General features: G+C 55.8%; 9 protein-coding genes. 6 read left to right on the top strand and 3 right to left on the bottom strand.

All coding sequences use genetic code 11. The features are described from left to right. Positions 1–78 precede the first annotated feature (78 nt). Positions 79–1,533: a xylulokinase gene (xylB, locus tag F0320_RS00725; RefSeq protein WP_126330498.1), complete on the bottom strand. Its 1,455-nt coding sequence runs from the start codon at positions 1,531–1,533 to the stop codon at positions 79–81. Positions 1,534–1,605: 72 nt separating this feature from the next. Beyond that, on the bottom strand, positions 1,606–2,928 hold the full coding sequence (xylA, locus tag F0320_RS00720) for a xylose isomerase (RefSeq protein ID WP_087823749.1): 1,323 nt from the start codon (positions 2,926–2,928) through the stop codon (positions 1,606–1,608). A gap of 371 nt (positions 2,929–3,299) precedes the next feature. Here xylA and xylF point away from each other — a divergent pair, with 371 nt between their 5' ends. The 4 genes from xylF (at position 3,300) to xylR (ending at position 8,277) form a co-directional block, all read left to right on the top strand. Continuing rightward, positions 3,300–4,292, top strand: coding sequence for a D-xylose ABC transporter substrate-binding protein (gene xylF / locus F0320_RS00715; protein WP_032650791.1), 993 nt, complete (start codon positions 3,300–3,302; stop codon positions 4,290–4,292). Positions 4,293–4,364: 72 nt separating this feature from the next. Next, on the top strand, positions 4,365–5,906 hold the full coding sequence (locus F0320_RS00710; protein WP_126330496.1) for a xylose ABC transporter ATP-binding protein: 1,542 nt from the start codon (positions 4,365–4,367) through the stop codon (positions 5,904–5,906). Further along, complete coding sequence (gene xylH, locus F0320_RS00705; RefSeq protein WP_126330494.1) at positions 5,884–7,065, top strand: xylose ABC transporter permease XylH; 1,182 nt, start codon at positions 5,884–5,886, stop codon at positions 7,063–7,065. Before F0320_RS00710 ends, xylH begins: the two co-directional genes overlap by 23 nt. Positions 7,066–7,098: 33 nt before the next feature. Then, on the top strand, positions 7,099–8,277 hold the full coding sequence (gene xylR, locus F0320_RS00700; protein ID WP_149323948.1) for a D-xylose utilization transcriptional activator XylR: 1,179 nt from the start codon (positions 7,099–7,101) through the stop codon (positions 8,275–8,277). A 39-nt stretch (positions 8,278–8,316) separates the two neighbouring features. Here xylR and F0320_RS00695 read toward each other — a convergent pair whose 3' ends face one another. Next, positions 8,317–9,141, bottom strand: a complete 825-nt coding sequence (locus F0320_RS00695) for a protein bax (RefSeq protein WP_032661838.1) — start codon at positions 9,139–9,141, stop codon at positions 8,317–8,319. A 313-nt stretch (positions 9,142–9,454) separates the two neighbouring features. Between F0320_RS00695 and F0320_RS00690 the strand changes: the two genes are divergently transcribed. Continuing rightward, a complete protein-coding gene (locus tag F0320_RS00690; RefSeq protein ID WP_126330490.1) occupies positions 9,455–11,485 on the top strand; it encodes an alpha-amylase in 2,031 nt (676 codons plus the stop codon). Between the two features lie 190 nt (positions 11,486–11,675). After that, entirely contained in the window at positions 11,676–12,932 is a 1,257-nt protein-coding gene (avtA, locus tag F0320_RS00685; protein ID WP_149323947.1) for a valine--pyruvate transaminase, read from the top strand.

The following is a 12,932-nucleotide window of genomic DNA, read 5'->3' as shown; positions in this document are numbered from 1 at the left end:
GACACCATACTGGCAAGGAAATGAAGGCACGCACAGACCAAAAAAGGACATCCTCGTGCCTCTCCCGGACAAGCGTATTTACGACATCAGCGGCAGCAGCTGCTGGTAGATTTTGCGGAACACATTACGCCTTTCCGCGTACCGCGCATGGCGCTCCGCGTCAGGTACGTGCGCCTGTTCAAGCGTAAGCTGCGGCAACAGTTGCGAAAGCGGTTGTTCCGGATGAATGGCTATCTGCGCCAGGCGCGCGGCACCGAGCGCGGGCCCGACATCCCCGCCGGTGCGGAAATCCAGCTGCAAACCGCTGATATCCGACAGCATCTGTCGCCAGTAAGGGCTTCGCGCACCGCCGCCAATCAGGGTGACGCTCGTCGGCTTCAGGCCGCAGTCGTGCACCACGTCCATCCCGTCGGCCAGCGCATAGCCCACGCCTTCCAGAACCGCGCGCGCCAGTTCTGCCGGGCCATGTTGATGAGTTAAGCCAAAGAACACCCCTTTCGCTTCCGGGTTGTTGTGCGGCGTACGCTCGCCGGAAAGATACGGTAAAAACCAGACGGTACCCGCAGCGTCATCCGCCTGCTGGGCCGCGGAAATGAGCGCCGGAACGTCGGCCATGCCGGTGAGTTTTGCCGCCCAATCCAGGCAGGACGCCGCACTGAGCATCACCGACATCAAATGCCATTTCCCGGGAAGGGCATGACAGAAACTGTGCACAGCGCTTTCAGGATTACTGCGATACCCGTCGCTGACGGCAAAATAGACGCCGGACGTTCCCAGCGAGAGCATCGCCTGCCCCGCCTCAACCATGCCAACGCCCACGGCGCCCGCCGCGTTATCGCCGCCCCCGGCCACCACCGGTACGGCAGGCATATTCCAGCGTTCCGCAACGGCTGGCAGCAGTGTGCCTGTCACCTCACAGCCTTCGTACAGCGCGGGCATATGTTCCCGGGTCAGATGGCAGGCATCCAGCATCGCCTCGCTCCAGTCGCGTTTCGCCACGTCGAGCCACATGGTGCCCGCGGCATCCGACATGTCGCTGGCAAAATCGCCCGTCATGCGAAAACGCAGATAGTCTTTCGGCAGCAGGACTTTCGCCACCTGACGGAAAATCTCCGGTTCGTGGCGCTGCACCCACAGCAATTTGGGCGCAGTAAAGCCGGGCATCATCAGGTTGCCGGTAATCTCGCGGGAATTGGGCACGCGTTCCTCAAGAAGCGCGCACTCTTCCGCACAGCGGCCATCGTTCCAGAGGATCGCAGGGCGCAGCACGCGATGCTGGTTATCGAGCAGCGTAGCGCCGTGCATTTGCCCGGCAATCCCCAGCGCTTTCACGTCACGAAGGCTGTGCTGCTCTCCTAAAGCTTTGATTGCGCGATCCGTCGCCTGCCACCACTGCTCCGGATCCTGCTCCGACCACAGCGGATGCGGACGTGAAACCTGCAGCGTTTCCGTCTGCGTTGCTAACACGTCGCCCTGCTCGCTCAACAGGATGGCTTTCACACCCGATGTGCCAAGATCGATCCCGATATACATTACGGTGACTCCTTTAACAGAAATGCCCGGTGGCGCTAACGCTTACCGGGCCTACGTGCATCTTCAGCTCAATCACTTATCAAACAGATAGTGGTTTACGAGATTTTCCAGCAGTTCCTGGTGCCCGCTCTGGTGCTGCGGCGCCAGCTGCTGTTGTTCAGCGTACTTCGCAATTTCCGCCAGCGATAACTGACCTTTCAAGATTTGCTGGCCCAGCTCACTGTTCCAGCCGCTGTAACGCTTCGCTACGCGTTTATCCAGCTCGCCGTCTTCAATCATACGAGCCGCCACTTTCAGCGCCAGCGCCATGGTGTCCATCGCGCCAATGTGGCCGTAGAACAGATCGTATTTATCGGTGCTCTGGCGACGCACCTTGGCGTCAAAGTTCAGGCCGCCGGTGGTGAAACCGCCCGCTTTGACGATCTCGTACATCACCAGCGCATTCTCTTCCACGCTGTTCGGGAACTGGTCGGTGTCCCAGCCCAGCTGCGCGTCGCCACGGTTCGCATCGACAGAGCCGAAGATGCCCAGCGCAATTGCAGACGCGATCTCGTGGTGGAAAGAGTGGCCCGCCAGCGTGGCGTGGTTGGCTTCAATGTTAACTTTAATCTCTTTTTCCAGGCCGAACTGCTTCAGGAAGCCGTACACGGTCGCGACGTCGTAGTCATACTGGTGCTTGGTTGGTTCCTGCGGTTTCGGCTCGATCAGCAGCGTGCCGCGGAAGCCGATTTTGTGCTTGTGGTCGACAACCATCTGCATAAAGCGGCCAATCTGCTCGCGCTCCTGGCGCAGGTCGGTGTTGAGCAGGGTTTCATAGCCTTCACGGCCACCCCACAGGACATAGTTTTCGCCACCCAACTGATGCGTAGCGTTCATTGCCGTCACAACCTGCGTGGCCGCCCAGCTAAACACTTCCGGATCCGGATTGGTGGCCGCACCCGCGCCGTAGCGTGGGTTGGTGAAGCAGTTTGCCGTGCCCCAGAGCAGCTTCACGCCGCTTTGCTGCTGTTTTGCCGCCAGTACATCCACCATCTGCGCAAAATTGTTCAGATACTCTTTCAGCGACGCGCCTTCCGGCGACACGTCGACGTCATGGAAGCAGTAGTACGGCACGTTCAGCTTGTGGAAGAACTCAAACGCCACATCGGCTTTGCGCTTTGCCAGCTCGATAGCCTCACCAGGCTGCTGCCACGGGCGGTCAAAGGAACCCACGCCGAACATATCGGCGCCATTCCAGCAGAAGGTATGCCAGTAACAGGCGGCAAAGCGCAGATGATCTTCCATGCGCTTACCCAGCACCAGCTCATCCGGGTTGTAGTGACGAAATGCTAAAGGATTGGTCGTTTTCGGGCCTTCGTAACGAACACGATCGAGTTGGTCGAAATAAGCTTGCATATTGAGCTCCATAATCAGGGTATGCGGCGAGTCGTTGATACAGGAGTAATAGTGAATAGACATTTTGGGTTGCTCAATTACGTTATTTCACACTGCTATTGAGAGAATGCACAACTGTGCGCTGGCTCGCAAAATAATGCGCAGACAAACTATTTTTCGGCGCATATTCCAGAATCAAATGTAATTAAGACGTTACGTATTTTAAAATCCGATCGCGGTCATAAATTCAGAAATAAACCAAATATCATAATGAGAAGATAAAAATCTGTAATTGCCAGCCCGCCTTTCCGCGTTAAAAATTTGCTGCGTCTCAGCAGTGAATGTTTCTTTTATCTCAGCAACACATACCCCTACAAAAAGGCCTAATAATTATGAAGATAAAGAACCTGACTCTAACGCTCTGCACTACGCTCCTCCTTGCAAGCTTTGCAGGGCATGCCAAAGAGGTTAAAATTGGTATGGCGATTGACGACCTGCGCCTGGAGCGCTGGCAAAAAGATCGCGATATTTTTGTTAAAAAAGCAGAATCCCTCGGCGCCAGCGTGTTTGTTCAGTCGGCTAACGGCAACGAAGAAACACAAATGTCGCAGATTGAGAATATGATCAACCGTGGCGTCGATGTTCTGGTCATTATCCCCTATAACGGCCAGGTATTAAGTAACGTGGTGAAAGAAGCCAAACAGGAAGGCATAAAAGTCCTGGCCTATGACCGCATGATTAATAATGCGGATATTGATTATTATATTTCATTCGACAATGAAAAAGTCGGGGAATTACAGGCGCAAAGCCTGATCGACAAAGTGCCTCAGGGCAATTATTTCCTGATGGGCGGCTCTCCGGTAGATAACAACGCCAAACTGTTCCGCGAAGGTCAAATGAAAGTCCTTAAGCCGTACATCGACAACGGGAAAATTAAAGTGGTAGGCGATCAGTGGGCCGACGGCTGGCTGCCAGAAAACGCGCTGAAAATTATGGAAAACGCGCTGACGGCCAACAACAACAAAATTGATGCGGTTGTGGCCTCCAACGATGCCACTGCAGGCGGTGCTATCCAGGCTCTGAGCGCCCAGGGACTGGCCGGAAAAGTCGCCATTTCAGGACAGGATGCCGATCTCGCTGGCGTAAAACGCATTATCGCAGGCACCCAAACCATGACGGTCTACAAACCGATTACCCAGTTGGCCAATACGGCGGCGGAAATCGCCGTGGAGCTGGGCAATGGCAAACAACCTAAGGCAGACGCAACGCTGAATAACGGCCTGAAAGACGTTCCGGCTCGCCTGCTCACGCCGATTGAAGTCAATAAAGAGAACATTGACGCCACCGTGGTTAAAGACGGTTTCCACAAGAAGAGCGAACTGTAATCCGGCGCGGCCCCTGCTCTGCGGGGGCGCATCACGTTGTACTGTTCTTCCCTCGGGTTATGTGGAGCGGTTATGCCCTATTTACTTGAAATGAAAAGCATCACCAAGCGCTTCGGCACGGTGAAAGCCGTCGATAACGTTAGCCTCCGGTTGAACCCCGGCGAAGTGGTTTCACTGTGCGGCGAGAACGGCTCGGGCAAGTCGACGCTGATGAAAGTACTGTGCGGGATCTACCCACACGGCAGCTACGAAGGCGAAATCATCTTTGCCGGCGAAGTGATTCAGGCGACACACATCCGCGATACCGAGCGCAAAGGCATCGCCATCATTCACCAGGAGCTGGCGCTGGTGAAGCATCTCACCGTACTGGAAAACATTTTCCTCGGAGCCGAAATTTCCCGCCACGGCGTGCTGGATTACGACACCATGACGCTCCGCTGCGAAAAGCTGCTGGCGCAGGTGAGCCTCAACATTTCACCGGATACCCGCGTGGGGGATCTGGGCCTCGGGCAACAGCAGCTGGTCGAAATCGCTAAAGCGCTCAATAAGCAGGTCAGGCTGCTGATCCTTGATGAGCCTACAGCCTCGCTTACCGAACAGGAAACCGCGGTTTTGCTCAACATCATCCGCGATCTGCAAAACCACGGCATCGCCTGTATCTACATTTCGCACAAGCTGAACGAGGTCAAAGCCATTTCGGACACCATCTGCGTGATCCGCGACGGGCAGCACATCGGCACGCGTGAAGCGGCGGGCATGAGTGAAGATGACATCATCACCATGATGGTGGGCCGCGAGCTGACGGCGCTCTACCCGAATGAGCCTCACGCTAAGGGCGATGAAGTGCTGCGCGTGGAAAATCTGACCGCGTGGCACCCCGTTAACCGCCACATCAAGCGCGTCAATAACGTCTCGTTTTCCCTTCACAGCGGTGAAATTCTTGGGATTGCTGGCCTCGTCGGTGCCGGGCGCACCGAAGCCGTACAGTGTCTGTTTGGCGTGTGGCCGGGGCGCTGGGAGGGCACCATTTATATCGACGGCCAGCCGGTGAAAATCGACAACTGCCAGCAGGCGATTGCCCACGGTATTGCCATGGTGCCGGAAGATCGTAAGAAAGACGGCATCGTACCGGTAATGGCGGTGGGTAAAAACATTACGCTTGCGGCACTCGATCGGTTCTCCGGCGCGCTGAGCAGCCTGGACGACGCCGCCGAGCAGCAGTGCATCCTCCAGTCGCTTGCCCGGCTGAAGGTCAAAACCTCCTCGCCGGAGCTGGCGATAGGCCGCCTGAGCGGGGGAAACCAGCAGAAGGCGATTCTGGCGCGCTGCCTGCTTCTCAATCCACGCATATTAATCCTTGATGAGCCCACGCGCGGGATTGATATCGGTGCCAAATATGAAATCTACAAACTGATTAATCAGCTTGTACAGCAAGGGATTGCCGTCATTGTGATTTCGTCTGAGTTACCCGAAGTGCTCGGCCTGAGCGACCGCGTGCTGGTCATGCATGAGGGAAAACTGAAAGCCAACCTGATTAACCAGAACCTGACGCAGGAGCAGGTGATGGAAGCCGCTTTAAGGAGCGAACGTCATGTCGAAAAGCAATCCGTCTGATATCAAAGTCGCTGTTCCGACGCCCGGTGCGTTCGCGGGGCTAAAAGCGCTTAACCTGCAGGTTTTCGTGATGATCGCGGCCATTATCGTCATCATGCTGTTCTTTACCTGGATGACCGATGGCTCGTACTTAAGCGCGCGTAACGTCTCCAACCTGCTCCGCCAGACCGCTATCACCGGCATTCTGGCCGTGGGCATGGTGTTCGTGATTATCTCCGCGGAGATCGACCTGTCGGTCGGGTCGATGATGGGGCTCCTCGGCGGCGTCGCGGCAATTTTTGACGTCTGGCTCGGCTGGCCGCTGCCGCTAACCGTGGCGGTCACGCTGGTGCTGGGTCTGGTTCTGGGGGCCTGGAACGGCTGGTGGGTTGCCTACCGTAAGGTGCCATCGTTCATTGTCACCCTGGCGGGGATGCTGGCCTTCCGCGGGATCTTAATAGGCATCACTAACGGCACCACCGTCTCCCCGACCAGTGCAGCCATGTCGCAGATTGGCCAGAGTTACCTCTCAGATAGCGTAGGCTTTACGATCGGTGTGGTGGGGTTGCTGGCGTTTGTCGCGTGGCAGTGGCGTGGACGCATGCGTCGTCAGTCGCTGGGGCTGGCTTCACCTGCTTCAACCTCAGTGGTGGGACGTCAGGCGCTCACGGCGGTCATTGTGCTGGGCGCCATCTGGCTTTTAAACGACTATCGCGGTGTCCCGACACCCGTCCTGCTGCTGGCGCTTTTACTGCTGGGCGGCATGTTTATGGCGACGCGCACCGCGTTTGGCCGCCGTATTTATGCCATTGGCGGCAACCTTGAAGCTGCCCGTCTCTCGGGTATTAACGTCGAACGCACCAAACTCGCGGTTTTCGCCATTAACGGCCTGATGGTCGCTATCGCCGGGCTGATCCTCAGCTCGCGTCTGGGTGCCGGTTCTCCCTCCGCCGGTAACATCGCCGAGCTGGATGCTATCGCCGCCTGCGTCATTGGCGGCACCAGCCTCGCAGGGGGTATCGGGAGCGTGGCGGGCGCGGTCATGGGGGCATTTATCATGGCGTCGTTGGATAACGGGATGAGTATGATGGACGTCCCGACGTTTTGGCAGTATATCGTCAAGGGGGCCATTCTTTTACTGGCAGTCTGGATGGACTCGGCCACCAAGCGACGGGCCTGATAACCGTATTGTGACTTAATTGGGAAGTGAGCCATGTTTGAAAAGCGTCACCGCATTACGTTGTTATTCAATGCCAATAAGGCCTACGACCGTCAGGTGGTGGAAGGCGTGGGTGAATATTTGCAGGCGTCGCAATCTGAATGGGATATTTTTATTGAAGAAGATTTTCGCACCCGTCTGGAGAACATCAAAGACTGGCTGGGCGATGGCGTCATCGCCGACTATGACGACCCCGTTATTGAGCAACTGCTGACCGACGTCGACGTTCCGATCGTGGGCGTCGGTGGCTCCTATCATTCGCCCGAACACTATCCGCCGGTTCATTATATTGCCACCGATAACCATGCCCTGGTCGAGGCCGCCTTTCTCCATTTAAAAGAGAAAGGCGTTCACCGCTTCGCGTTTTATGGTTTACCCACCACCAGCGGCAAGCGCTGGGCCGTTGAGCGAGAACACGCGTTTTGCCAGCTGGTCGCACAGGAGAAGTATCGCGGCGTGGTGTACCAGGGGCTGGAGACCGCGCCGGAAAACTGGCAGCACGCGCAAAACCGCCTGGCGGACTGGCTGCAAACGCTGCCGCCGCAAACCGGTATTATCGCCGTGACGGACGCCCGCGCGCGGCACGTGCTGCAGGTCTGCGAACATTTACACATTCCGGTGCCCGAAAAGCTGTGCGTGATTGGCATTGATAATGAAGAACTGACCCGCTATCTGTCTCGCGTGGCGCTCTCCTCCGTTGCTCAGGGCACGCGTCAGATGGGCTATCAGGCGGCGAAGCTGCTGCATCGTCAGCTGGATAAAGAATCTCTGCCGCTTCAGCGCTTGCTCGTGCCTCCTGTCCGCGTCGTAGAACGTCGCTCAACCGATTATCGCTCCTTAAGCGACCCGGCCGTTATTCAGGCCATGCACTACATTCGCAACCACGCCTGCAAAGGGATAAAGGTCGATCAGGTGCTGGATTCGGTGGGCATTTCGCGTTCGAATCTGGAGAAGCGTTTTAAAGAAGAGGTGGGCGAAACCATTCATGCCGTCATCCATGCTGAAAAGCTGGAGAAAGCACGCAGCCTGCTCATTTCCACGTCGCTGTCGATCAACGAAATCTCGCAGATGTGCGGTTACCCGTCTCTGCAATATTTCTATTCCGTGTTTCGCAAGGAATATGACACCACGCCGAAGGAGTATCGGGATCGCCACAGCGAGGTGTTGATATAGAAAAGAAAACGCCTTCCAGTGGAAGGCGTTTTTTCGAGATTACATATGGGCGGCGATTAAGCGCTGGTTATCCTGGTACATGGCGAACAGATAGTTGTTATAGCTCTGTCCCTTTGTCGAATAACCTTTCAGCTTGTGGATCATCGTACTGGCCGTCACTTCCTGGTCCGCTTTACGCAGCTGAGCGCGGGATTTACGGAACGATGAGTAGGCCGGGTGCGTGTTCAGATTCACCACGTAGGCGCTGACGGAATCCTTCACAGATTCAAACTGCGAATAGCCTTTCACCTTGCCAGGGGCATTATTACAACGACCTTTCACACATTTCATGCCGAAAAGGTTGTTGTTGCTACGCGCAAGCTTAGAAGTACCCCAGCCGCTTTCGGCAGCAGCCATGGTCGCAACCATGCTGCCCGGGATGATATCCACACGCTCAAGGAGAGCATTCCACGGCACACGACGGGTGTTACCGTTCCAGCTCAGCTTGTAGCGCTTCGTGATATCTTTCAGACGCGCGCGCTCGGACGGCGACCAGCGGCTATCGTACTGTTTGGAAATCAGCCAGTTACGATCCGCAGTAATCGCGGCATTTTGACTCGTGATGTAAGGCATTACCGTCCGGAGAAACGCTTTTTTCCTTGGTGTTCCGGAAGGGTATTTTCGCAAATCAGGAAGTGAACTACTCTTTGCACTATTGCGAGAATACTCTTGTTTACTGCTAACCTTACTACTTGTCGTCTTTATTACGTGGGCTTTCTTACTCGTTGTATCCGTGTGCGTCTTCGCAAGCACCTCACCCGAAAATGCCGTGGTGAGTAACATGAGTATCGCAGCCCCATATCGTCGAATGGGAGTCGATATCATTAGGTCTCCTGGTCGGATGTAATCATCCCAACACCTTATTTTTTTCACAAATTTGAGAGCGGAATCTCAAATCATATCAAAAATAGACTTCAAGAGCACGTATAGAAATAGTCCAATTCCGAAACTATGTCACCTGAAACTTGCTCATAAAACATCATTTCCGAAAAAATGTGCGCGCTATCGCAGATAACTGCCTAATTTTGCGCGAGATCACTCATCCTCACGCATCCTCCCGGCAGAAAGCGACAGGGGATGAGTTTCAGCTCCCCGCCTGATGGCACACTGGTCAAAAATGCCGCGACAGGAAAAAGGAATGAAACGTACCGCATTAGCCTTTCTGATGTTACCCACACTGGCGCATGCCGACTGGTCATCACCGGGGTTTAGCGCATTTAGTGCCAAAGGCGCCGGGGTCTTCACCAGCCAGGCAAAGCTTGCGAAGGGTACGCGTCCTCTGACGCTGAGTTTTGACAAGACGTGCTGGCAGCCTGCGGACGCGATAAAACTCAATGAGATGCTGTCGCTCAAGCCCTGTGACGGCACGCCGCCGCAGTGGCGCCTTTTTCGCGACGGTGACTACCAGATGCGGATTGATACCCGCTCCGGCACGCCCACCCTGCTGCTGACGATTCAGAGTGTCGCAGAACAGCCGGTTGCAAACGTCATCCGCCAGTGTCCGAAGTGGGACGGCAAACCGCTGACGCTGGACGTCAGCAGTACCTTCCCGGAGGGCTCCGTCGTACGCGACTACTACAGTAAACAGACGGCGACGGTGCAGAATGGAAAAATCACCCTGCAGCCCGCCGCCAACAGTAACGGCCTGCTGCTGCTTGAGCGCGCCGAAACGGACAAGCCAGCGCCGTTTAGCTGGCAAAACGCCACCGTCTATTTTGTGCTGACCGACCGTTATGTGAATGGTGACCCGGGCAACGACAACAGCTACGGTCGTCATAAAGACGGTATGCAGGAGATTGGCACCTTCCACGGCGGGGATCTCAAAGGACTTGCCGGCAAGCTCGATTATTTACAGCAGTTGGGAGTGAACGCGCTCTGGATAAGCTCCCCGCTTGAGCAGAGCCACGGCTGGGTAGGCGGTGGCACTAAAGGGGATTTCCCGCATTACGCCTATCACGGCTACTACACCCAGGACTGGACGAAGCTCGACGCCAACATGGGCACCGAAGATGATTTACGCCATCTTGTCGACCAAGCGCACAAGCGCGGCATTCGCATCCTGTTCGATATCGTCATGAACCACGCGGGCTACGCGACGCTTGCTGATATGCAGGAGTACCAGTTTGGCTCGCTGTATCTGCAGGGTGATGAGCTGAAAAAGACGCTGGGAGAACGCTGGACGGACTGGAAGCCGGGTGCAGGCCAAAGCTGGCACAGCTTTAACGACTACATCAACTTTAGCGACAAAGCCGCATGGGAGAAATGGTGGGGCAAAAAGTGGATCCGCACGGACATCGGCGATTACGACAACCCCGGCTTCGACGATTTGACCATGTCGCTGGCATTTCTGCCGGATCTGAAAACGGAATCCACGACGCCTTCCGGATTGCCAAACTTCTACCAACACAAGCCCGACACCCACGCGAAGGCCATCCCGGGATATACCCCGCGCGATTATCTGACCCACTGGCTGAGCCAGTGGGTACGTGACTACGGCATCGACGGTTTCCGGGTGGATACGGCGAAACACGTTGAGCTTGCGGCCTGGCAACAGCTGAAAGACCAGGCAAGCCAGGCGCTGGCCGCCTGGAAAGGGGCGAACCCGGACAAAAAGCTCGACAACGCACCGTTCTGGATGACCGGAGAATCCTGGGGCCACGGGGTGATGCAAAGCGATTATTACCGCCACGGTTTTGATGCGATGATCAACTTTGACTATCAGGAGCAGGCGGCAAAAGCGGTGGATTGTCTGGCCGATATGGATCTCACCTGGCAGCAGATGGCGGAAAAGCTGCAAAGCTTCAACGTGCTGAGCTATCTCTCATCACACGATACGCGTCTGTTCCGCGAAGGGGGCCAGCGCGCGGCGGAGCTGCTTCTGCTGGCTCCGGGCAGCGTACAAATCTATTACGGTGATGAATCCGAGCGTCCGTTCGGTCCGACGGGTTCTGACCCATTACAGGGCACCCGGTCAGATATGAACTGGCAGGACGTCACGGGCAAGCAGGCCTTAACCGTCGCCCACTGGCAAACGCTGGGCCAGTTCCGCGCCCGCCACCCGGCGATTGGTGAAGGCAAACAAACCACGCTGTCGCTGAACGAGGGGTATGGATTCGTGCGCGAGCACAATGGCGATAAGGTGATGGTGGTATGGGCAGGTAATCAATAACGGCACACTCCAGTTCCCTCTCCCTGTGGGAGAGGGATGGGCTGAGGGAAAATCCACCAGAACTATTCACTACATAAATCCCACTCCCCCATACAAAACAACAAATCCGACCACATCACCCGATTTGCACCAGCACGGTGCTAGCGTTATGGTTACCCACTTTCAAAATAAGCTCGACAGATCACCTGCTATGACGTTTTCACTTTTCGGCGACAAATTTACCCGCCATTCAGGCATTACTCGCCTGATGGAGGATCTCAACGACGGGCTGCGCACACCGGGCGCAATCATGCTCGGCGGCGGAAACCCGGCTCAAATCCCGGAGATGAATACCTATTTCCAGACGCTGCTCGCTCAGATGCTGGAAAGCGGCAAAGCAACCGATGCGCTTTGCAATTACGACGGCCCGCAGGGTAAAACCGAACTGCTGGCACTCCTCGCCGAAATGCTGCGTGACGAGCTGGGTTGGGATATCGAACCACAGAATATTGCACTGACAAACGGCAGCCAGAGCGCGTTTTTCTACTTGTTTAACCTGTTCGCAGGGCGTCGCGCCGACGGCACCACCAAAAAAGTGCTGTTCCCGCTGGCACCGGAGTATATCGGCTACGCTGATTCCGGCCTGGAAGAGGATCTGTTCGTCTCCGCGCGCCCGAACATCGAGCTGCTGCCGGAAGGCCAGTTCAAATATCACGTCGATTTTGAACACCTGCATATTGGTGAAGAGACGGGCATGATCTGCGTATCGCGCCCGACTAACCCAACGGGCAACGTGATCACCGACGACGAACTGATGAAGCTGGATGTGCTGGCGAATCAGCACGGTATTCCGCTGGTGATCGATAACGCCTACGGCGTGCCGTTCCCGGGCATTATCTTCAGCGAAGCACGTCCGCTGTGGAACCCGAACATTGTCCTGTGCATGAGCCTCTCTAAGCTGGGTCTGCCGGGCAGCCGCTGCGGCATCATCATCGCCAACGAGAAAATCATCACCGCCATTACCAATATGAACGGCATTATCAGCCTTTCACCGGGCGGCATTGGCCCGGCGATGATGTGCGAAATGATTAAGCGCAACGACCTGCTGCGTCTGTCGAATGACGTGATCAAGCCATACTATTACCAGCGCGTTCAGGAGACGATTGCGATACTTCGCCGCTACTTGCCGGAAGAACGCTGCCTGATTCACAAACCTGAAGGAGCAATTTTCCTGTGGCTGTGGTTTAAGGATTTGCCTATCACCACCGAACTGCTCTACCAGCGCCTGAAAAAGCGCGGCGTGCTGATGGTACCGGGCGATTATTTCTTCCCGGGGCTGGATAAGCCGTGGCCGCATACTCACCAGTGCATGCGCATGAACTACGTGCCCGATCCGGAAAAAATCGAAGCGGGTGTTAAAATTCTCGCCGAAGAAATTGAAAAAGCCTGGCGCGAAGACGGTCAGTAA

The organism is Enterobacter dykesii, assembly GCF_008364625.2.
In the GTDB taxonomy this organism is placed as follows: Bacteria; Pseudomonadota; Gammaproteobacteria; order Enterobacterales; family Enterobacteriaceae; genus Enterobacter; species Enterobacter dykesii.
This window is presented reverse-complemented; position numbering and strand designations above follow the sequence as displayed.

Bases quoted from the DNA above. Each gene is read 5' to 3' on its own strand.
- xylB (WP_126330498.1), bottom strand. From the start codon at position 1,533: ATGTATATCGGGATCGATCTTGGCACATCGGGTGTGAAAGCCATCCTG.
- xylA (WP_087823749.1), bottom strand. From the start codon at position 2,928: ATGCAAGCTTATTTCGACCAACTCGATCGTGTTCGTTACGAAGGCCCG.
- xylF (WP_032650791.1), top strand. From the start codon at position 3,300: ATGAAGATAAAGAACCTGACTCTAACGCTCTGCACTACGCTCCTCCTT.
- F0320_RS00710 (WP_126330496.1), top strand. From the start codon at position 4,365: ATGCCCTATTTACTTGAAATGAAAAGCATCACCAAGCGCTTCGGCACG.
- xylH (WP_126330494.1), top strand. From the start codon at position 5,884: ATGTCGAAAAGCAATCCGTCTGATATCAAAGTCGCTGTTCCGACGCCC.
- xylR (WP_149323948.1), top strand. From the start codon at position 7,099: ATGTTTGAAAAGCGTCACCGCATTACGTTGTTATTCAATGCCAATAAG.
- F0320_RS00695 (WP_032661838.1), bottom strand. From the start codon at position 9,141: ATGATATCGACTCCCATTCGACGATATGGGGCTGCGATACTCATGTTA.
- F0320_RS00690 (WP_126330490.1), top strand. From the start codon at position 9,455: ATGAAACGTACCGCATTAGCCTTTCTGATGTTACCCACACTGGCGCAT.
- avtA (WP_149323947.1), top strand. From the start codon at position 11,676: ATGACGTTTTCACTTTTCGGCGACAAATTTACCCGCCATTCAGGCATT.